Here is a 21,676-nt window from a genome sequence, read left to right as displayed (position 1 = left end):
TCTATGTTTCTATTGCTAAGCCGGGTACTGCTGTGGCTACTGATTGGCACTATCGTATATTCTCTGTTCCAGAGATTTTATCCCAGCGGAAATTTCGTTGGGCGATTGGTGTTAGTTATTGTGTTTATTGTCATAATTTTGTCGTTTGTTAACCCTAACGAACCAGCTGTGTCATCTTTGTGGAGGTTAATATCGTTTCCGCTCAAGCCTCTGGGAGCTTCGGTGTTGATGTTGATATTTGCTGCTCAGAAAATAAAAGGAGGTGGGATAGATAAACCGGGAGGATATTTAGTGGGTTGGGCGCTGACAATCTTATTGTTGTCCAGTACGCCAGCGATCGCTTATTTTCTAGTTAGGACACCAATAGCATCTAATAACGCTGGGACGCTTGTAGCTTTGGGGCAAAACACTACCTCAGCCACCATCTCAGATGTTGTGGAAAATGGTATTTTACCTGCTAGAGATATAAGTCAGGCAACTATCGCATTCAACTCAGGGGATATTAAAGTCCCGCCTTACCTGTTGCAAAATCCCCAGGACATCAGGACAAGAGGGTTACGGATTGAAGACTTTGTACCTAGTGCAGCAACGCTGCAATTAACAACCCAAGTTTGGGAAACTTATCTCAACCAAGTTTACTTTTTCTTGCGTGGTAGCCAATCACAAGGCTAAACAAGTAACCATAAAAAGGCCACTATGCTACGTCCTGATGGCTGGCCTTATTTAATCTTTTAGAAATTTGAGTAGACTTACTAACAGTAACTTGACACTTTGTTGCAAGAGCAGGTAACCAAACTTTAAAGACAAGATAGATTTAATATCTTGTTAGATTTAGGATGTTGAAGAATACAGAATCCAAAATCCAGAATTCAGAATTAATTAGTGAGGGATTTAGACTCTCCACGGGAGTTGCTCTACCTGCTGAGGCGATCGCGAGGGTCTTAAACCCACTTATTCATTTACAGTCGGACTCTTGAATTCTGACTCCTGAGTTCTGAATTCTATTTAGATAAAGTTGCACAATTGCTTTTGATGGCAAAATCTCGACGAATCGCTAAACTCGCTGATTACTTGCGTCCCCATTGGCGGGAGGCAACATTAGGCATTATCGCTTTGTTGTCTGTCAATGGGCTGGGTGTTTATATCCCTCTATTAATTCGCACCTGCGTTGACAAACTTTCAAAAAACTTTAGCTTGAACGAAATACTGTATTACGTAGTACAGATCGTTTTGCTCAGTTCAGCGATGTTGCTCATGCGGATGGCATCGCGTATCTGGCTGTTTGGAGTAGGCCGTCAGGTAGAATTTGACCTGAAACAACAGATTTTTCAACACTTACTTCAGCTAGAGCCGTCTTATTTTGCCACGAATACCATTGGCGATTTAATTAGCAGGGCTACCAGTGATGTAGACAATATCCGACGGTTGTTAGGCTTTGCAGTGCTAAGTTTGGCAAATACTTTTTTTGCCTACACTTTGACATTGCCAGTTATGCTGGCAATTAGTGTGAATTTGACATTAACCGCTTTGGCAATTTATCCGGTGATGTTCTTGTTAGTGCATTTGTTTAGCAATCGCTTACGCCAAGAACAAGCAGTAGTACAAGAACAACTCTCTGAAATCAGCGAACTCATTCAAGAGGATATTAGCGGGATTGCCTTAATAAAAATTTACGCCCAAGAAGAAAATGAGCGTCGTGCTTTTGCTAAGAAAAATCAAGAGCTATTGACGGCCAACTTACAACTAGCAAAAAGCCGAAATACACTGTTTCCGCTGATTGGCGGTCTAGCTAGTCTTAGTTCGCTCGTGATTATTTGGCTAGGGGCGGCGCAAATTTCTTCTGGAACGCTGGCGGTTGGGAATTTTTTGATACTGCTGATTTATGTAGAACGGCTAGTTTTCCCCACTGCTTTGTTAGGATTTACAATTACCACCTACCAAAGAGGTGAGGTGAGTATCGACCGCCTTGAAGCCATTCTCAGCGTCACGCCCAAAATTAAAGATGCAGATGATGTCATACATTTGCCTAGAGATGAAGTGAAAGGAGAATTAACAGCTAAAAATCTCAACTTCACTTACCCAACTGCCACCATCCCAGCTTTAGAAAATGTCAACTTTACTATTATTCCTGGGGAACTCGTGGCAATTGTCGGGGCAATTGGTTCTGGGAAAACTACTTTGGCAAATGCATTGCCACGCTTATTAGATATTGAACCGGGGCAGTTGTTTTTAGACGGGTGTGATATTACCAAAATAGCGTTATCAGATTTACGGGGTGCGATCGCCTATGTTCCCCAAGATAGCTTTTTGTTCAGCACTACTATCAAAAATAATATCCGTTACGGCGACCCATATAGAGAGCAAAACGATGTAGAATTGGTGGCTCAAATAGCCCAGATTCACCCAGAAATTACCAATTTCCCGCAACAATATGAAACTATTGTTGGCGAACGTGGTATCACTCTTTCTGGTGGTCAACGGCAACGTACTGCTTTAGCTAGAGCAATGCTGATCGATGCTCCAATATTAATTTTGGATGATGCACTCTCTAGTGTGGATAATCAAACAGCTACACAAATTCTCAACAATCTTGCTGGTGGTAAAGTTCGCAAGACGATAATTTTTATTACTCATCAACTATCTGCTGCTGCTGCTGCTGACCGGATTTTTGTTATGGACAAGGGAAAAATTGTCCAAATAGGCAATCATTTGGAACTAGTACAGCAAGACGGTATGTATAGAACTTTGTGGAGCCAGCATCAGGTAGAAGAATTATTACATTGAAGAGGGAAGCAGGGGGAGCAGGGGGAGATGAGGGAGATGAGGGAGATGAGGGAGATGAGGGAGATGAGGGAGACAAGAAATAATAATTACTTCTGCTCCTGACAACTGACAACTAACAACTGACAACTAACAACTGACAAATAGCAAATAACTACGTTAGTTTTTTTGGGTACTTGGGCAGTATTAAAGTACCGAATCAACTAATCTGGTATGAGTAATGTTAAAAATTGGATTATCAGAATCTTCATCTAAGTTGCAGCATCGCCATCTAGGTGCGATCGCTTCTCTGATATTAATCAGCTTGCTGTGTTCGTGGAATGGATTGCCATCTCACCATGCTATATCCAATTCTTGGGAAGGTTTTTTATGGGGAATGGCAGATCCAGTTATTGGTTTGGATCGTTTGGCTAGTGTCGTTGCTATTGGCTTGCTGTCGGCTGGAGTTGTTCGCAGTACTTTAATCGCCGCCTCGTTTGTGTTAGCAGCTATCTTGGGAATGGTAATTCATCTGTTCTGGGTAAATTTACCCAGTATGGAAATAGCGATCGCCTTTTCCAGCATTTTCTTCGGTGGGATGCTAGTGCTTCCACGACTTCACTGGTTAGTACTAGCGTTGCTAGGGGCTATGGCTGGTTTGTTTCAAGGTTACGATAACGGTCTATCCATTATCGAGGCAGGAATGATACCGTTGCTTGCCTATATTTTAGGTGTGACTTTGACTCAGTACGCGGTTGTTATGAGTGCTAGAGAAATTGGCAATGCGATCGCTCATATAAATAAAAACGGAGTTTTGTCAAAAGTAATTATCCTTGTAGGTTTTGCTTTCTGTGCTATCGGCATTGTGTTTTTGCAAAGGTCGCTCGCCTAAAATCTACTGCAAGTGATGTAATTTTCCATTTAAAGTAATTAGCGTGGCGGAGCTTTTTCCGCCACGCTCAAGATTGCTGAATTCTGAATTCTGAACTTCTTACTTCTTTAACAATTTGATATTTAGAAAGCCCCAATTCTTCCAAAGATTACGTAGAGAGTCTTCCCAATCAAAAACAAGTCATACAATGGATGCCAGTTGTGTTGATAGCGTAAGTCTAAATCAACAATTTGTTCAAAATCTTTAACTTGAGAACGACCGTTTACTTGCCATTCACCAGTTAATCCTGGTTTAACGTTTAAACGTTGCCAATGGCGATCTGTATATTTAGTAACTTCGTCTCCTGTAGGTGGACGCGTTCCCACTAAACTCATTTCACCTACAAAGACATTCCAAAACTGAGGTAATTCGTCTAAGCTTGTGCTTCGCAAAAAGCGACCGACCTTTGTAACTCTAAAGTCACTTTTATTTTTAAATATGAGACCGTTAGCTTCATTATTTACTAGAGATTTTAACTGTTCCGCATCATTAACCATCGAGCGGAATTTCCGGATACGAAAGGTGCGTCCTTGAAGTCCATAACGTTCTTGGCTAAAGAAAATAGGGCCTGGACTATCGATTTTGATAGCGATCGCTATCGGCACGAATACAAGGGCTAAAATTATTAGCCCCACCAAACTTCCAACTATATCTAAACAGCGTTTAAATTTAGACTGTACTGAGCGGTGAGGAATAAATTGTAATTCCCAATTTCCGTAGGTAGCACCTTGAAAGACGCTTTGTAATGATGTTTGGTACATTATTCTAGCCGAATTTCGAGCGACAAGGGTAGAATTACTTAAGCTCTAGACTTGACTATAAACTTACCTTCATTAAAAGGAATATATTTCTACAGTATGTTTACTCGATCTTCATCATTAGTTGTGGGGATCGCCAACTTTTGTAAAGTTAACGTAAAGTAATATAAATATATCGTAGGGAGGATAACTCATACTAGTAGCTGATGTAGAGAGAAAACCCTAAGACACCATATAAGTTTGCTACCAGCTGAACATTATCAGCTAGAGAACTAGATTTATATTTGACACAAATACAGTTGGCTGGCGAAAAAATATCCCCTAAAGAGGGATTATTCCCAAAAAAGCATAAGATAACATGTCTTGCAGAATAAAAATAGCAGGCAGTAGTTAAGACCAGCCAAGTAAAAGGGACTGGGGATTGGGGAACTCGGGGCCCCCTCTGGGGATTAGGGGCAATGGGGATTGGGGATTGGGTTACAAAACGAAAAATGTGGTAAAAACATGATTTCAGCAGGAGTCGAAGTAAAAATTAGTCGCTTGGAATCAATTGTTGAACAAATTGGGGAAGCGGTAATCTCTACCACTGAGACAATTGAACGTCTTGCTGAAAGATTAGACAGCCTCAGCGCGCAAGTCGAAGCACAAGGAAAGCAGGTACAGCAGCAGGGCTATCAAATTTTTGCATTGTGTGATGCAGTACAGAGTCTTGCTGAATCTCAAGATAACTCACTACAAAGACTAACTCAACTTACACAGACTTTAGACCGACTTACCTTTTTAATTCAAGGAACAGAGGAAGTTTAGCAAAGTGCGGAGTTCTGAGTTCTGAGTGCTGAGTGCTGAGTGCTGAGTGCGGAGTGCTGAGTGCTGAGTGCTGAGTGCTGAGGAGCCACTGCGTTGGGCGGCTTTGCCGACTTGTAGACGCTTCTGCGGCTTCCCGCAGGGTAGCAAGTGGCGTTGCTGAGTAAAAAGCCAGTAGTTGTTTGGTGGGTTTAAGTACTCAACACTGTCCTAAACTATTTGACTACGGCTACTATGAGGGATGAAATTTTCGCCCTTAGCCCGTAATTTTCATACTCTAAGCTGAGTTACGGCGATGTTGCCTGAAAAACAGACATCCACATCGCTACCAGGAGTACGATCGCGTTTGCCATATTCCCCAACATAATAAAAATCATCGCCATCAATGCGATAGTCAGCTGGTAAAGCTTTAGTGCATGGTTGGCAAAACACCATTTTTGGATCTGGTTCTCCTGGTTGTAAATGTGGCAAATTGACATTCCAGAAGCTTCCTGGTTCTAAGGGACGCTGGAGTAAATCAGTTAAAATTTCAGCAGTCAACTTGGCAGCTAAATCCCAATCAAAATTGTGCTTGGCTTTGCGATAGTGAGAAATGGCAATTCCGGGAATGCCATGCATTGCAGCTTCTCGCACGGCAGCAACTGTGCCAGATATGTAAGCATCTACACCTAAATTGCCCCCAGCATTGATACCAGACAAGACAAATTTGGGATCTTGAGAGATTTGTGTTATGGCAATTCTCACACAATCCGCAGGAGTGCCTGCGATCGCATATTCAGTATCAGAACGCCGCTGCAACTGAATTGGGCGAGTAGTAGTGACTTGATGCCCACAGCCTGATTGATGATCTTTCGGAGCAGCAATAATCGTATTTCTACCATTGACAGCTTTTACCAAAGCTTGAATACCAGGCGCATCGATACCGTCATCGTTAGTTAGGATTATGGTCATGTATTTTTTAATAGAGGTGGAAAAGATGAGGCAGATGAGGGGGAGGAGGATAATTCTTCACTCCTGACTTCTAACAACAGTCATCAGTCAGCAATAGGGTGTAGGGTGTAGGGGGTAGGGTGTAGGGTAAGACGGGATTGGTCAAGGCTTGTTACCCGTTAGTTGTTGGGGCTATTTCTTCCCCCACACCCCACACCCACTCAGCCCGCCCCAACGGGGCTTGGTAATTCGTAATTCAGAAATATATAAGACTCATATTTGATTGACGAGTAACTTCAGCTATGTACAAAGTCAACGAGCCTTTAGAGTTAGCTCTTCTGTATCATTTGAATTCTAAACCACCTGAAAGTTATGCAAAGCGCGTACCCGCTACTGAACTGCGATACATACCGGAAGCTGCTTTGCTGGAACTTCCGCAAGCACCGCGCGATAATCCCTTGGCTGAACTTTTGGGGCGGCGCAGTTCTGTGCGAGCTTTTGAGAACAAGGTTATGCCAATTATGTCCCTAAGTCAGTTGTTAGATGCGGGATGCGGAATGAACGGTTTGCGCGAAGTGGAAGGGCATATCTATGAGGGTCGCAACTCTCCGTCCGCAGGAGGGCTTTATCCAATTGAGATGTTTGTATCTATCCAAGCGGTGGAAAGTCTATCTGCTGGATTATATCATTACGAACCACGAGGTCATGGGCTACATCAAGTTGGTGATGCAGTACCAAGAGATTTTGTCGAACCCTTATTACAGCAGGATTATATTGCTAATGCCAATGCACTTTTCGTCCTGACAGGTGTTTTTATGCGCTCCATGTCTAAATATGGTGCGCGCGGCTACCGCTTTATCCTTTTTGAAACAGGTCATCAAGCTGAAAATATATGTCTAATGGCTGTGCAATTAGGACTTGGCAGCCTTTGTATTGGTGGATTTCACGATTTGAATGTCAACACCATGTTGGGTATTGATGGCAAACGTCATGCAGCACTTTACTGTGTTGCTGTTGGTAGCGAACGAAGTCTGTGACTCATGCAAAAACACTGATAAAGTCTAATTAAGCGGGTATTCTGCCTAAACTGTCCAAAAGACGCTTGTGATGAACATTTGCGGGATGCTACCGTCTACAAGTTGACACAGGAGTAGACAGAGTTCTCAAATCATGAAGCGCAGATACCAAGTAGCCGTCCACACACCCCTTATCAGTGTTAGCTTAATATCTACATTCCTCGTACCTGACGCTGCTATTATTGCCGCACTACCAAAAAACCCAGATAAAACCGTAAATTGTGAAATTTTAGTTGTAGGTGGCGGACTTTCTGGAGTTGCTACAGCTTATGAAGGATTACTAGCAGGACGAAGGGTTTGCCTAACAGAAATTACTGACTGGTTGGGAGGACAAATTTCTTCTCAAGGGACATCAGCATTAGACGAACGACCTACTCAGCGATCTCTGCAATTCTATTCTCGCGGCTACTTGGAATTGCGCGATCGCATTCGGCGTAAGTACGGTAAACTCAACCCCGGTGACTGTTGGGTAAGCGAAGCTTGCTTTTTGCCCCGCGACGCTCATAATATTCTGGCTCAGATGCTCAAAGATGCGGAAAAACGCGGTAAAGGCAAGTTAGAATGGTTTCCCAACACGGTAATTAAAGACTTAGAAATTAGTGCTGATGGCAGAATAATTAATAGTGCGATCGCTATCCAAAGTCAACCAGCAAAAGGCGCACCATCCATCAACACCTTTCCCTTATCTCGAACGATTGAAGATGCCTATAGCTATCAAAACTCTTCTTTCTTTAATAAAAGCATTATTCGCCTAGTTCCCAAGCAAGTTAAAAGTAATGCTCCGCAATGGTACGTTGTAGATACCAGCGAAACTGGAGAAATTATTGCTCTAGCTGATGTTCCCTACCGATTAGGTATTGACGGTCGTTCCTATCTCGAACCTTCCGCTTCTAGCCCCACCAACGATCCTTATTGCCCTCAAGGCTTTACTTATACCTTTGCAATGGAGGCGACCAAGCAACCGCAACCGCAGACAATGCCCCCATTCTATTCCCAGTATTCCCCATATTTCAGCTATGAATTATCGCGGCTGGCAAACTTTGACTTAGTTTTCACCTATCGTCGCATTTGGAGTCCCAGTAAAGGAAAACTAGAAAAATTTGGTGGTGTCAGCTTTTCTAGTCCGACACCAGGAGATATCTCCATGCAAAACTGGACTTGGGGTAATGACTACCGTCCTGGAACCGCTCAAGACAACCTACTTTACACTCGCCAACAACTGCAAGCCACCGGACAGTTAAAACCTGGGGGTTGGATGGGAGGACTGCGGACAGAAACCCTCCGCAAAGCTGAGGAAAATGCACTCTCGTTCTATTACTGGTTAGTAGCTGGAACCACAGATTCTCAATTGGGAGAAGGTGTGAAGCAGCCGCAACCAAATAATCGCTTATTAACTGGCATAAATTCTCCGATGGGAACCGTGCATGGCTTATCAAAATATCCTTATATGCGAGAAGCCCGGCGTATTATTGGCCGCCCCAGTTGGGGACAACCTGAAGGTTTTGGGATCTGGGAAATTGATATTTCTCGCCGTGACTATAATGATCAGTATTATCGCCAGACTCTACCAGCAGATATGTATCGCAGGTTAAGAGCGGCACTTGCAGGTTTAGAAGCAGTATCGGTAATTGAGGGCAAAGTTTCCCCAGACCAAGCGATGCGGCGAACTCGTTCTACAGTCTTTCCCGATGCTGTAGGTATCGGTCACTACGCCATTGACTTTCATCCTTGTATGGTAGAAAGTCCTCCTGAAACTCCTGGTAACAAAGAACGTCCTGGAGAAAGGCGCGGTGCAGGGCAAGCCTATCCTTTCCAAATTGCCTTACGAGCGATGATTCCCCAGAAAATCGATAATTTACTGGTAGGAGGCAAAAGTATTGCTACTAGCCATATTGCCGCCGCTGCCTATCGCGTACACTCCTTTGAATGGTCTGCTGGTGCGGCGGCGGGAACTGTAGCTGCTTTTTCCCTGAAAAATGCTGTTGCACCCTATCAACTAGTGAATAATTTGCCAAAACCAGAACCGCGACTGCAAGCCCTAAAACGCTTGTTGGAACAAAACGGCAACCCTACAGCTTTTCCCGACACCTCAATTTTTAACCAAAACTGGCAAGATTGGAAGTAGTTAGTCATTGGTCAGTGGTCATTAGTCAGTAGCAACTGACAACTGACAACTGACAACTGACAATAGACTAAACTAGTAACTTGTAGTGTAGTTTTGCAAAATTCTGTTGGTTAAGTGTTTTATGGCTACAAGACTTTCAGCAGCTGTTTATGGAATGGGTACAGCACCAACTGTAGCTCCTGAACGGTCTAATCAAGTTACCCGCAAGACTTATCCGAATTACAAAGTCATCGTTTTAAACGATGACTTCAATACTTTTCAACATGTGGCTGATTGTTTGACAAAGTACATTCCGGGTATGACAAGCGATCGCGCTTGGGATTTGACTAATCAGGTACACTATGAAGGACAAGCGATCGTTTGGGTAGGCCCCCAAGAACCTGCCGAACTTTATCACCAACAGTTGCGGCGCGCGGGTTTGACTATGGCTCCTCTAGAAGCAGCTTAATCATCATGGGCAAACCCAATGTAGATACTTTGTCCACAGCTGCTCGTAAAAATGGCAGACTCGTCTGGAATCACTCAACTCATATTTCTGGTCTCATCCCCATTTTAGAACGTCTCTGTCAGCAGGATGGCATTCAAACTGTCACGCCTGGAGTGATTGGACGCGTCAAAGGTCATTCTCCGAAAATGCAACTGCGTGTCTCTGTACCAATTCGTGGCGGTTATAAAGTCATTGCCCGTCACGGTAAGACAGTACAAGAAGTATTTATCTTAACCACTTTGGATCGAGATAAATTTCAAGATGCTATTGCGATCGCCATGAAAAATTAATTGTATAGTCCATCAATAGTCAATGTGCAAAATTTAAGAGTTTTTTGCTAGTAGCTAGTGACTATTTAACAGTTGACTATTCTTCAATTTGGTGTACTGCAAATTTATGCAATGGTAAACTGAGGATGCAAGAAAAAGTTAAGAAATATGACAAAGCTGTAGTTATTTTTAAACTTATAACTATTGTTTCCCAATCAGGCAATACTATCTTCTCCATCCCAAAAGCAACACAATAAACTAGCCAGTAAGAAAAGCTCATTCTAAACAGAATTTTCTCAGTTTCTTCTATATCATCTTTGGCTTGCTTGCGATCCCATAGTAATATCAAACCCACAATACAAGCAACAAAGGACACAGCAACAACAGCCTCATGACACAAGAAATTTATTGAATGCATTTACCTTTATCCTAATCTTGTTCATATTCAGATTAAGTCTAAAGGAATATTCCTTGCGGTTACACAAAATAGTTACAAACTGCAATAGAATGCTGCACTTGATGTAAATAATTACAAAGAACTTATAAATTAGTTATTAATTCGGCTGCGAACTCATGTCCGGCTAATTAATTATAATTCCCAAATCTATGCAGAAAACTTGCAGACCTTCTCCTCCAGACTTTGCTCCTTTGTAGCTTAATAGATATTGAGAGGTTATTTATAAAGTAAAAATAAAATTTTTGTAGGGTGTGTTAGGCGCAGATTTCAATATAATTTTTCATGAAAAATACTTAAAAAGCGCCTAACGCACCATTTAGATGGCGGTGCGTGATAGCAAAGCTATAACACAACGGCAATAAAGCGGGAGGAATATCCACGCCGCTTTTTGCCTACCCTACTTAAGATTTACTTTATAAATAGTCTCTGAACGAGGAGCAGGAATTTAATCAGCATAGAATCAAGCTTCTGCTACCACTGTTAAGCCAATCAGCCAAAAAAAGCAAAGAAGTGAAAAAAATAACATTCCCATCATTGCCATATAACCTCGAAATATTGATGAAAGCGATAATTTGTCATACAACAATACAAGTTGTAATCTCAACAATTGTAGGATCGCTCTGGGTAATAATTTATCTCCTGTATAGCTATCTATTGTATAGCCAAAATATTCAAGTAAATCTCAAGTTATTTTTCTACTCGTTTTTGGGAGGATTGCCTGGTGGAATAGTTGGTGTTTTTATTGGTTATTTAGTTGGTTTGAGGAAATATAAAGAACCCAGAGGTGATTTAGGTAAAGGTATCGGCTGGTTTTTTTTGATTTTAGTTTTTTGGATTATAGGCATTCTTGAAGGAGCAGTTTTAGGAGGATTAATTTTCATCAGATTTTATTCATAATCCGTTCTGGATAAATACGTGTTTATAGCTCCTAGTCGTGTGTATTTTTTGATTTTTTGTTGGATTCAGACCATTTTTATTATGTGTTTACCTAGAAAATCTTCCGGTTCATAATACTATATATGTACAAATGAAAACTCAAAGTGTCATAACATTCTTAATAACCCCAACAGTAATCTTAGGAACGCTTGGAGCAATTTGGGCAATATTTTATTTAAAATATACCCAAAATATTCAAGCAAGTTTTGAATTGTTTTTCTACTTCTTTTTGGCCGGTTTAATTGCTGGAATAATTGGTCTAATTATTAGTATCTTATTTGAATCGATATTTTATTAAAAGTATCAGGTTTGGACGAACATTATTAGAAGGTTCTTTGAGGGACGTTAGTATTACCTTCAACCATCTTTCTGACTAAAGGGCAACTCCGCGTTAATTGCCTCAATTTCCTGCTGTTATAGTAAATATTAAGGTAGGGGAGGCAGTGCAGTGGACGGGTTTCCCGGTATAAAGCAACTGGCGTTGTGTTACGGCTGTGCAAAAATTTGAGAGTTGTAAGAGAGTAAGAATCAGCCGTAACGCACCAAGAAACATGGTGCGTTAAGCGTTGTTATAACGTACCCTACAATTTAAGGTTTACTACAATTCGGCAACAGATTCAAACCTGTAAACCCTAATTAAATCTGACTTTCTTAATTACGAATTACGAATTAAGTAGAACGGTGCAAATAAACCGAAGTATGTAACGAAAAGTAAAGTTACCTAAAACCCTCTTTCCTTCTGCCTTCTGCCCTCTGCCTCCTGCCTTGTCATAACGACAATTTTTAACATCGACCTACTTACGAATTGGTATTACAACTGCTGCTCTTCTTCATAGAACCAAGTTTCTGCCACCAGTGTTAAAGCAATCAGCCCAAAAAAACAAAAAGTTCCAAACAATAGTATTTCCATCATTGCGATCGCCTCCAACAAAGCTTCTTACTCACATCGCTCTATTGACCGAGTCTTTGCCAGAGAACCTCGCTATATCTTTACTTTACATTTCTTAAAAAGATGTCTCTCAGCAAAGAGAATGAAAAAATATATAATTCGAGACAAAATAGCAGTTCGAGATGAGTGATAAAACTCTAATTCTTAGATTATTGGTTACCATCAAACATTAAATCAATTATCTCTCTCAATATAGAAAAGGATACAGATAATTAATAAAAATAAACCACGATCAATAGATGAGCAGAAATTACTCATCTACTTATTTGGTAGATGCTCGTAAAGCAGGTCTTGGACTCAATCACCTTTCTGGCTAAAAGGCAACTCCGCGTTAATTGCCTCAATTTCCTGCTGTTCTAGTTGATTTACTTCACTGATATAACGGCTTAATATTTGTTCTAAACGTCTATTGTAAAAGCGATGTAAGCTGTGATTAGGCATAGCCGGAAAACCACGACGTTTTTTGTGCCGTCCACCTGCACCGGGGTCGAAAATCTTAATATCGTTAGCGATCGCCCAATCAATCGGTGCATAATAACAAGCATCGAAATGCAGGCAATCTATTTCTTGAAAACTACCCCAATATCGCCCATATAAGCGATCGCCTTTAAATAAACAAAAAGACATCCCAAGAGGTTGATGACTATCTTGCTCGCTGTACGCAGCAAAAAACACAACCCGATGGCGATAATCGCTGTGTAATTGCTCAAAAAATCGCTTTGTCAGATACTTGCTACCCCACCACCCGAATTTATCACAGGTATCAGCGTAGAACTGGTACATCAAAGGAAACAAAGACTTGGGAATTTCATCACCAGTGAGCGGTTGTAGTCGTAAACCTGCTTTCTCAACAGCTTTGCGTTCCCGCTTAATATTGCGGCGCTGATTGGCGTTGAATACCGTTAAGTAATCATCAAAAGTCTTAAACCCGACATTTTCCCAAATATAACTGTGGTGCAACCAAGTTGTAAAACCTTGCCTTTCCAAAACTGGCCGCCATTCGGGATCGACATAAAGAAAATGACAGCCAGAAATTCTATGTTGGATGCAGAAACTGTCAATTTCATGCACCATCATAGCTGTAATTTCATCTTCATCTTCCCCAGGAGCTATTAAGAACCGATAGCCTTCAGCAGGGGTAAATGGTGTCATTCCCAGCAGTTTGGGATAGTATTGTACGCCAATGCGATCGCTTAACTCTGCCCATTGATGATCGAAGACAAATTCACCCTGGCTATGTCCTTTTAGATAAAGCGGGGCTACAGCAATCAGCGTTCTGTCTCGCCATAATGTTAAATGATTTGGCAACCAACCAGTTTTAGCCGTAGCACTTTGGGAAGCTTCTAGATTATTCAGCCATCGCCACTCTAAAAATGGAGTTTTGAGAGGCAATGCTAAAGCATCCCAGGCATCTTGGGGTACTTCGGCGATTTTATTAATCCAAACAATAGAATAGCGAGGCTTGAGTTGTTCCATGTCAAGGACTAAGGAGAGCAGAGGGAGCAAGGGAGAGTACTAACAACTGACTCTTGTACAGACGCGATTAATCGCGTCTATACTCACAACTGACAACTGACCCATGCCCTATTTAAGGTAATCTAATCCACTCAATCTTTGCAGCCGATAGTGCAAAAATACTTCCTGCTCGACTGGTCGAACTTCCAGCAGTTCTAATCTGGGAGCGAGTTGAGATAAAAATCCTCTACCCTCTACTGGTGTCGGTGCAGTAGTTCCGCCTAAAATCAACGGGCAAACGGTAAGCCATAATTCATCTATTAAATCTAATTCCAACATTGAAGCTACTAATTCGCCACCACCCAATACCACCAAGCGTGTTATATCTATAAATGCTAGGTGTTGCAGAGCAGCTAGAATGTCAATCTTCCCTGTTCGTGTCTCAAAAACTAAAATCTGCTCAAATTTTGAAGGAAAGTTCTGTGTGGGCATTTCCCCTGTTAAGGAAAGTGTCCGCGATTGCCAAAAGATTGCTCCTGCTGCTGTTGTAAGTAACCAACGTTTGACTGGTTGTTGAAAAAACTTAATTTCCGGATTGAGGTCGGCAGAGTGTGTAATGACTATATGAATCGGCTGGGCAGGCTTGCCCTCTTGCATTCGATGTTGCAGCAGAATCGGTTGTGATACGGTAAGTGTAGTACCGTAGGCACGGAGAGTGCCAGCGCCAAACAAAACGGCATCAGAAGCAGCGATTTGTTTTTCGAGGTGTGCTTTATCAGCCCTTGAGCCAAACCGAGCAGGCGATCGCCTAAAATCTGCTATTTTGCCATCTGCACTCATTGCCAAAACTACTGTGGTATGAGGACGATGTTGCACCATTAGGTTGGTTTGATAGTCTGGAGTTTTCCTTGCTGAGTGTGTTAATTACAAAATCTATGCCTGCCAGCTAACGTTTACCAATTTCACAACTGTATCTATCATGCAACACAAGTCTTTTTCATACATACCATCTAGAAGTTTTGGTATAGCATGTTTCTTTTTGGATCTTGAATACTTGGTATTGTTAGGGGCTGACAATAAAGTTATCATAACTTCATGAAATGTCTCCTTTATCTGGTCTAATTGCATATCTTTGCTGTTGTGGTTTGCAGATGCGAAGTGAGACAATCGATGGGTAAGCACCGTCAATCATCCTTTCGTCGTATTTTAGTAACGAGAATTTTGCTGCTGTTTGTTCCAGTTTTATTTATTGGGCAGATTGTAGCTTTAAATAAGGCACGCTCCAGTTTATTAAAAACTGCCCGTCAAAATCTGACAGACAGCGCCGTTATTAAAGGAGAAAAGATTGTCAATGCGATCGCTAGCCTCAAAACCAGCTTGTTAGTTGCAAGTCAGACAACGGTTGTTCAATCTGGTTCGCCTGAAGAAATAGAAAAATTTCTCACACAGCTAGCACAACAACTACCAACCGATATTGAGTGCTTGCAATTAACCGATTTGCAAGATGGCAAAATCGTTGCCAGCACCTGTGGTGACAAAGCAATTACAGAATTGATACCAAGCTTTTCTGGTGATGGGGTTGATGTCAAGACAATACTACCACCAAAAGCAGGAACAACTGGTCAACGCAATCCAGAGAACCAACTGCAACTGGTATTATCTGCCCCAGTCTACAATCAAACTGGACAATTACAGTATACTTTGAGTCTTCAGTCGGCACTTTACCAGCAAACTCGCATTCAGCCAGGATCGCTGACAGGTTCGATGTTAATAATTGCCGAGGATGGGACGATATTAGCACACCCCTGGACACAGCAAGTAGGGACTAACATTAAACAGCACCCAGACGCTTCCGAGCTGCAAAGCATTGTCAAGAATGCGTTGGCGCATCCCACTCCAGGCTTTAGCGAGCAAAATAATGCGATCGATTTAACTTTTGAACAGGGCAGAGAATTAGTAGTTGGTTATACGGTGATTGCCAATCCCGTTACCCAACAGCAGGGACAAAAATGGGTACTTTTAGCTGTGACGAGTGTAGATAATGCTTTGTTTGGTTTAGAAGAAATCAAACTTATCCTCATCGTTTTAACAGTTGGCTTGATTGGTGCGAGTTTATTAGCATCGCTGTGTTTAGCTCCTTACCTCGCACGTCCTGTAGAAGAACTACGAGACTATGCTTTGAATATTCACAGTCACCACGCCGCACAACCAGTTCCTCATAACTTCCACATTAGAGAATTCAATCAACTCGCTCAAGCACTAGACCAAATGATGGAGAGGCTTAAAGCTTGGGCAGAAGAACTAGAAATCGCTTGGCAAGAAGCAAAAAATGCTAACCAAAGCAAGAGTCAGTTTTTAGCTACGACTTCCCACGAACTGCGAAACCCGTTAAACATTATTATTAACTGCGTGCGTCTGGTTCGAGATGGCATGTGCGATAGCCGGGAAGAAGAAATGGAATTCCTCAAGCGTGCCGACGAAACAGCGATCCACTTGCTAGGTATCATTAACGATCTACTCGATATCTCCAAAATCGAAGCAAACAAACTCTCAGTAGTCACAGAACTTCTTGACCTGCGACAAATATTGCAAGATGTTATTAATATACAGTCAGTGAATATTCAACAAAAAGGCTTGCAGTTGAAAATTGACCTAGGGAATGAGCCAATTTCTGTAAATGCAGACGCGGCAAAATTGAAGCAGGTACTAATTAATGTCATCGGTAATGCCACTAAATTTACTGACGAGGGAACCATCACAATTGCTATAACAATTCAACAAAGTGATGAAAAATCTCAGGCGATTGTAACTGTAACGGATACAGGTTTAGGCATTGAACCTGCCCAACAGCACAAACTATTTCGCCCCTTTGTAATGGTGAATGGTAGCACTACACGTAAGTTTGAGGGTACGGGACTAGGATTAGCGATTTCACGAAACTTAATTGAACTCATGGGAGGTAGCATCACTCTTGAGAGTCCAGGACTCAATCAAGGCACAACAGTGAAGATTGTTCTGCCTCTAATTGAAGTCTTGCCGTTACCTATTCCAGCCGAAGAAGAGGAATTAGAGAATCTGGAAATTCCAACTGGGGATGAAGGAGCAAAGGGAAACTGTTACCCTACCCTACGGTAGGTTAGGGAAAGCGGTATATAAGCATACATATTAAAAACCCTTACACCCCTGTATGGAGAAAAACAGGGTTGCCTTCTTGCTGAAGAGATACTGTTAGAGCAGCGAGAATTTCTACTAACTGTGTGCCTACCCAGCCAGATGAAACTTCTGAAGGAGTGTTTTTCAGGATGGAGATAACAAAGCGATCGCAAACTTGCTGCAACGGTTCCTTTGGTTCTAATTCCACCACTTCTCGCTGTTGATTCACAGGTATAAAGTTATTTCCTTGAAGTTCAAATTCACCATGTAGTAAAGTCAAAGGTGATGAGGGTGACATTTCATCAAAAATTAAGCTGCCAAGGCTACCCACAACTGCAAGTCGTCGCTGTTTATCGGGATTGAGCCAGCACAGATGAATACAAGCCTGAAAACCATCCGGGTATGTTAGCGTTAGCCAGACTAAATCAGCTAATCCCTGAGATGAGGACACAGGGATGTGGGGACGCGGGGATGTAGAGAGTAATTTCCCTGCGTCCCCGCGTCTCTCTTTCTCTGCATCTTCCCCTACTCTCCCCTGTAGCCACACCGTACCCGTTGCTTGGACTTTCACAGGTACTTGACCCAGCCAGTTATTAAAGATAGCAATATCGTGAATCGCTAAATCCCAGAGGGCATCAACATCGTGTCGCACAGGCCCTAAATGGGTACGGGTGGCGTAGCCATAGCGTAGATTGCCTAATTTCCCTGCTTGAATTACAGCTTGTCCTTGCTGAACGCCTGGATGAAATAAATATGTGTGGTCAACCATCAGTATCAGTTGCTGTTGTTCTGCCAATAGACACAATTCTCGGCATTCTTCTGGGTCTAGAGTTAGGGGTTTTTCTGCTAAAACGTGGTATCCCTGTTTGAGAGCATCCTTGATTAAACCATAGTGGGTAGAAGCTGGAGTTGCGATCGCCACTGCTGTTAACCCCGGCACTTGTTGTAAATCTTCCCACTGAGTTGTCAATAGTATATTTTCATCTAAGTTAAACTGCTGCTTTACCGCCGCCAATCTTTCCGGATGTGGGTCTACTACAGCCACCACACTTACTTGGGGGTGTGCTAAAAAATTCCGCAGTAAATGCACTCCCCAACGCCCAACCCCGATAATTGCAATTTTAATCATTAGTTAATACTGACACCAACTGATTATCAGCTTATCAACTGTCTTTTGAGTTCAGGGATTATTCTGATTAGGAATTGCTAAAAAAGCTACCTTGGCTGCGGCTTGTTCCGCAGCTTTGATTGAGCGTCCCTTACCTTCACCTAATTTGTTGCCGTGCAGCCAGACTTCAGCAACAAAACGGTCTTGATTGCGATTAGCTTGATTGACTTCTACGACCCGATAATCGGGTAAAACTTTAAAATGTGCTTGCGTCCATTCTTGTAGAGCAGCTTTGTAGTTAAGCCTAGCGGGGTCGAGGCGAATTTCTGTTGCTAGGCGTTGAAAGTGTGAGTCTAGCCAAGGGCGAATCAGGTCTAGATTATTAGTGCTGAGATAAAGCGCACCCAGAACAGCTTCAAAAGCGTCGGCTAGCCGCGATTCTTGACCAACTTTATCGCTAGTAGCACTGCCGGCGACTAGTAAATATAACTCTAAACCGTATTCTCTTGCTAATTGTGCGAGGATGCGATCGCTCACCAACACAGAACGAATTGCCGCAAAATCCCCAACTTGACAATCTGGATAATTTTCCCACAACAGAACTGCTGCTGCCAGTCTTACCACAGCATCACCAACAAACTCAAGCTGTTCGTAATTGGCTGAATCAGAGACAGTGGGATGAGTCAGCGCCAAATCTAGCAGTTGCCATTTAATAGGTGCTTCTATTGGCAAACCTAACTTTCTAACTAAGCTTTCGAGCTGCCGCTGACGGCGTGGGTAAACAAGTGTCATCAAGGGAGATGGGCAAGAGAGGAAAGGGAAAAAAAGAAGAAATAACTAATTCTTGTACAGACGCGATTCATCGCGTCTCACTCAGCACTAAATAAAGAGGAGAGAGTAGGACATAAGCCGGGTTCTGTTCTCTTGCGAGGGCAGTTATCTATCTGGGACGGCTGTTACCAACCGCCTCTAGCGGCTCTAATTTTAGGAACTGGTAAAAGACCAACCGTAGTTCCTGTCGCCTTGCTCCCAACCGGGGTTTACCGAGCCAGCGCCTCTCGACGCTGCTGGTGCGCTCTTACCGCACCTTTGCACCCTTACCAGGATCAATTAAAAATGCAAAATTAAAAATTAAAAATTACTCATTTTACATTTTTAATTTTTAATTGTCCTGGCGGTATCTTTCTGTGGCACTATCCTCACGATCGCTCGCACTGGACGTTATCCAGCAAGTTTGGTCTTTCGGGAGCCCGGACTTTCCTCAAACCAGTTATCATAACCGATCTGCAACCGCCTGCGCCTACTCTCTCCTAGTTCCAGTGTAATCTTGGATGACATTATATGTTTGGTATGGATTACTTCTTTTTATTCCAAGGTAGGGCGTAAGTCCAAGGTAGCTTCCTGACGGTGAAGGGACAATTGATAATGCACACAGGGGGTATGTTGACACCTGGGGTTAGACCGATGCGTAATTCCGATAACCGCAGCACCAGCTGTAGTGAGAATTGCAACTCATTTCTTCTGTTTACAAAATCGTTGTATAGCTTTTTTTGAGGCGGGCCACCAGCTTTCAAACCATCAATATTAACTATGGGTTTTTTGGCTGAGTAGGTTCCTGCTTCTTTATCGCGCTCAAAAACATCTTCTGCTGTCACTGTCTCTGAAAGTGTTTTTTTCGGAGCGATTAAACTGGGACTTTGCGGTACAGCTAAGTCGCGGGTTAAGTCTGGTGATTTGCGAATTACTCGACGCGACTGCTTGCTATATTCAGCAACTAATGAGCTATTGTCCCAGTCAACGTATACTGCAAGATTATCAGATTTGTTCTCGATGCTAACCGACAAATCTTTTAAATCGTCAAACGAGTATGAATCTTTGAGTTTAAAAGAAATTCCAATTTGCTCTTGCAAATTTTGCTCTTGAAGTTGCTCGTCTACAACTGCTTTTTGAAACTCAAACTTAATTTTATCGTCGATGGATTCAACCATCCGATTAAATACATAAGAAACGCCAATGATATAAAGCGTCAGAACAACTAAATTTTGGTCGCTACTCCCTCTCATAACTTAAAATATTAACTCCCCACGCTAATTTTGTATATTCGATTCATACTAGTATTCAAGCTTTAATCCGGCTTAATTGTTGAAGAATTTTTCAACCAGCCTCGTTGCCAAAAAAAGAACAACAAGGCAAATGCGATCGCAGCCATGATCGCTAAACAAATTGGGTAGCCCCAATACCAATTCAGTTCTGGCATATTATATGGTGATTTTTCGGTATTGAAATTCATACCATATATTCCGGCAACAAAAGTTAGGGGAATAAAAATTGACGAAACCACCGTCAGCACTTTCATGATTTCATTCATTTTGTTACTCACAGACGACAAATAAACATCCATCAATCCAGATGCTAGTTCTCGGTAAGTTTCTACCATATCCATGACTTGCACTGCATGGTCATAACAATCTCTCAGGTAAATTCGTACTTCCTCACCAATCAGTTCGCTACCATCTCGAATTAATGAATTAATTGCATCACGTTGGGGCCAGATAGCACGGCGCAATTGCAGTAATTCTCGCCTAACTTGATAAATGTTTTGTAACGTTTGTCGAGTAGGATTGACCATTACTTCTTCTTCTAACTCCTCAATTCGCTCCCCGTAAAGCTCTAACACTGGGAAAAAACCATCAATAATTGCATCTAACAGCGCATAAGCTAAATAATCAGTCCTCTGTTTGCGAATGATACCTTTGTTTCTATCAATTCGCACTCTCACACCTTCAAAGCAATCATGCTCTGGTTCTTCTTGAACTGTTAGTAAGTAATTCTTACTCAAAATAAAACTTACTTGCTCGCTATAAAAACCACAAGTTTTGTCTTTTGGAACTACCATACGGGCAATGAACAACAATTGGTCTTCATAATCCTCTATTTTGGGACGCTCTGGTACATTAACTACATCTTCTAAAACCAAAGGATGTAAATCAAAAACTCTACCCAATCTTTGTAATATGTCTTGATTACCTAAACCTTGGACATCTACCCAACTCACAGATTCTGTATCTAAATAAGGGGCGCATTCTTCTGGAGTTGCTATTTGTTTGCGGATGAAATTTGTTTGGTTATAGTCAATCAAAAAAATCGTTGGAGGTTCGGCATTTTCATCAATAAAAATAGTTCCTGGCAGAGTACCTGGCTGGTGATAGAAGTCTTTTCGATATAGCTTAGTTACTACTTTAGGAATGTGACGAATTTTTCTTGCTATGCTTCTTGCCATAAATTTTTACTTAATTGTTAGTTGTCAGTAGTAAATAGTGCTGAGTGCTGAGTTAGGGTCAGTTTTCAGTAGTAAAGAGTGCTGAGTTAGGAGTTTTTCTCCTCCATCTCCTCCATCTCCCTCATCTCCCTCATCTCCCCCTGCTCCCTCATCTCCCTCATCTCCCCCTGCTCCCTCATCTCCCTCATCTCCCCCTGC

The 21,676-nt window shown here is 42.1% G+C and carries 19 protein-coding genes and 1 other RNA gene; 10 read left to right on the top strand and 10 right to left on the bottom strand.

Annotated features, from left to right (window positions below; genetic code table 11):
- Positions 1 to 3 precede the first annotated feature (3 nt).
- From I8752_RS10935 to I8752_RS10925, 3 genes are all read left to right on the top strand, one after another.
- Positions 4 to 672 (top strand): hypothetical protein, encoded by a 669-nt coding sequence (locus I8752_RS10935; RefSeq protein ID WP_214432340.1) that lies wholly within the window; start codon positions 4 to 6, stop codon positions 670 to 672.
- Between the two features lie 360 nt (positions 673 to 1,032).
- Entirely contained in the window at positions 1,033 to 2,784 is a 1,752-nt protein-coding gene (locus tag I8752_RS10930; RefSeq protein WP_214432339.1) for an ABC transporter ATP-binding protein, read from the top strand.
- Between the two features lie 217 nt (positions 2,785 to 3,001).
- Positions 3,002 to 3,652: a HupE/UreJ family protein gene (locus tag I8752_RS10925; protein ID WP_214432338.1), complete on the top strand. Its 651-nt coding sequence runs from the start codon at positions 3,002 to 3,004 to the stop codon at positions 3,650 to 3,652.
- Positions 3,653 to 3,774: 122 nt separating this feature from the next.
- Here the strand turns inward: I8752_RS10925 and I8752_RS10920 are convergent, their stop codons facing one another.
- Complete coding sequence (locus tag I8752_RS10920) at positions 3,775 to 4,452, bottom strand: sugar transferase (protein WP_214432337.1); 678 nt, start codon at positions 4,450 to 4,452, stop codon at positions 3,775 to 3,777.
- Between the two features lie 501 nt (positions 4,453 to 4,953).
- Here I8752_RS10920 and I8752_RS10915 point away from each other — a divergent pair.
- A complete protein-coding gene (locus tag I8752_RS10915) occupies positions 4,954 to 5,256 on the top strand; it encodes a hypothetical protein (RefSeq protein ID WP_214432336.1) in 303 nt (100 codons plus the stop codon).
- A 267-nt stretch (positions 5,257 to 5,523) separates the two neighbouring features.
- On the opposite strand, the gene surE is transcribed toward I8752_RS10915, so the two are convergent.
- Positions 5,524 to 6,204: a 5'/3'-nucleotidase SurE gene (surE, locus tag I8752_RS10910; protein WP_214432335.1), complete on the bottom strand. Its 681-nt coding sequence runs from the start codon at positions 6,202 to 6,204 to the stop codon at positions 5,524 to 5,526.
- Between the two features lie 281 nt (positions 6,205 to 6,485).
- Between surE and I8752_RS10905 the strand changes: the two genes are divergently transcribed.
- The 4 genes from I8752_RS10905 (at position 6,486) to I8752_RS10890 (ending at position 10,161) form a co-directional block, all read left to right on the top strand.
- Entirely contained in the window at positions 6,486 to 7,220 is a 735-nt protein-coding gene (locus I8752_RS10905) for a SagB/ThcOx family dehydrogenase (RefSeq protein WP_214432334.1), read from the top strand.
- Positions 7,221 to 7,353: 133 nt separating this feature from the next.
- Positions 7,354 to 9,384, top strand: a complete 2,031-nt coding sequence (locus tag I8752_RS10900) for an FAD-dependent oxidoreductase (protein WP_214432333.1) — start codon at positions 7,354 to 7,356, stop codon at positions 9,382 to 9,384.
- A gap of 121 nt (positions 9,385 to 9,505) precedes the next feature.
- Positions 9,506 to 9,832, top strand: coding sequence for an ATP-dependent Clp protease adapter ClpS (gene clpS, locus I8752_RS10895; RefSeq protein WP_214432332.1), 327 nt, complete (start codon positions 9,506 to 9,508; stop codon positions 9,830 to 9,832).
- A gap of 5 nt (positions 9,833 to 9,837) precedes the next feature.
- Positions 9,838 to 10,161 carry a DUF2103 domain-containing protein gene (locus tag I8752_RS10890; protein WP_214432331.1) on the top strand — a complete coding sequence of 108 codons (324 nt, stop codon included), beginning with the start codon at positions 9,838 to 9,840 and terminating at the stop codon, positions 10,159 to 10,161.
- A 76-nt stretch (positions 10,162 to 10,237) separates the two neighbouring features.
- Here I8752_RS10890 and I8752_RS10885 read toward each other — a convergent pair whose 3' ends face one another.
- Entirely contained in the window at positions 10,238 to 10,558 is a 321-nt protein-coding gene (locus I8752_RS10885) for a hypothetical protein (protein ID WP_214432330.1), read from the bottom strand.
- A gap of 597 nt (positions 10,559 to 11,155) precedes the next feature.
- Between I8752_RS10885 and I8752_RS10880 the strand changes: the two genes are divergently transcribed.
- On the top strand, positions 11,156 to 11,494 hold the full coding sequence (locus I8752_RS10880) for a hypothetical protein (protein WP_214432329.1): 339 nt from the start codon (positions 11,156 to 11,158) through the stop codon (positions 11,492 to 11,494).
- A gap of 1,285 nt (positions 11,495 to 12,779) precedes the next feature.
- On the opposite strand, the gene I8752_RS10875 is transcribed toward I8752_RS10880, so the two are convergent.
- The gene (locus tag I8752_RS10875) at positions 12,780 to 13,958 is read right to left on the bottom strand and encodes a GNAT family N-acetyltransferase (protein WP_214432328.1); all 1,179 of its coding nucleotides are present in this window, start codon (positions 13,956 to 13,958) and stop codon (positions 12,780 to 12,782) included.
- A 108-nt stretch (positions 13,959 to 14,066) separates the two neighbouring features.
- Positions 14,067 to 14,816: a RibD family protein gene (locus tag I8752_RS10870; protein ID WP_214432327.1), complete on the bottom strand. Its 750-nt coding sequence runs from the start codon at positions 14,814 to 14,816 to the stop codon at positions 14,067 to 14,069.
- 291 nt (positions 14,817 to 15,107) lie between these two features.
- Between I8752_RS10870 and I8752_RS10865 the strand changes: the two genes are divergently transcribed.
- The gene (locus I8752_RS10865) at positions 15,108 to 17,072 is read left to right on the top strand and encodes a sensor histidine kinase (RefSeq protein WP_214432356.1); all 1,965 of its coding nucleotides are present in this window, start codon (positions 15,108 to 15,110) and stop codon (positions 17,070 to 17,072) included.
- A 40-nt stretch (positions 17,073 to 17,112) separates the two neighbouring features.
- Here I8752_RS10865 and I8752_RS10860 read toward each other — a convergent pair whose 3' ends face one another.
- The 5 genes from I8752_RS10860 to corA form a co-directional block, all read right to left on the bottom strand.
- Positions 17,113 to 18,219: a Gfo/Idh/MocA family protein gene (locus I8752_RS10860; protein WP_214432326.1), complete on the bottom strand. Its 1,107-nt coding sequence runs from the start codon at positions 18,217 to 18,219 to the stop codon at positions 17,113 to 17,115.
- A 51-nt stretch (positions 18,220 to 18,270) separates the two neighbouring features.
- Positions 18,271 to 18,990 carry a ribonuclease III gene (gene rnc, locus I8752_RS10855; RefSeq protein ID WP_214432325.1) on the bottom strand — a complete coding sequence of 240 codons (720 nt, stop codon included), beginning with the start codon at positions 18,988 to 18,990 and terminating at the stop codon, positions 18,271 to 18,273.
- A gap of 98 nt (positions 18,991 to 19,088) precedes the next feature.
- Positions 19,089 to 19,505: RNase P RNA component class A (rnpB, locus tag I8752_RS10850), an RNA gene on the bottom strand.
- A gap of 48 nt (positions 19,506 to 19,553) precedes the next feature.
- Positions 19,554 to 20,261: a hypothetical protein gene (locus I8752_RS10845; protein WP_214432324.1), complete on the bottom strand. Its 708-nt coding sequence runs from the start codon at positions 20,259 to 20,261 to the stop codon at positions 19,554 to 19,556.
- A 62-nt stretch (positions 20,262 to 20,323) separates the two neighbouring features.
- Positions 20,324 to 21,466 carry a magnesium/cobalt transporter CorA gene (gene corA, locus I8752_RS10840; RefSeq protein ID WP_214432355.1) on the bottom strand — a complete coding sequence of 381 codons (1,143 nt, stop codon included), beginning with the start codon at positions 21,464 to 21,466 and terminating at the stop codon, positions 20,324 to 20,326.
- Positions 21,467 to 21,676 lie beyond the last annotated feature (210 nt).

It is taken from the genome of Dendronalium phyllosphericum CENA369 (genome assembly GCF_016056275.1).
Taxonomy (GTDB): domain Bacteria; phylum Cyanobacteriota; class Cyanobacteriia; order Cyanobacteriales; family Nostocaceae; genus Dendronalium; species Dendronalium phyllosphericum.
This window is presented reverse-complemented; position numbering and strand designations above follow the sequence as displayed.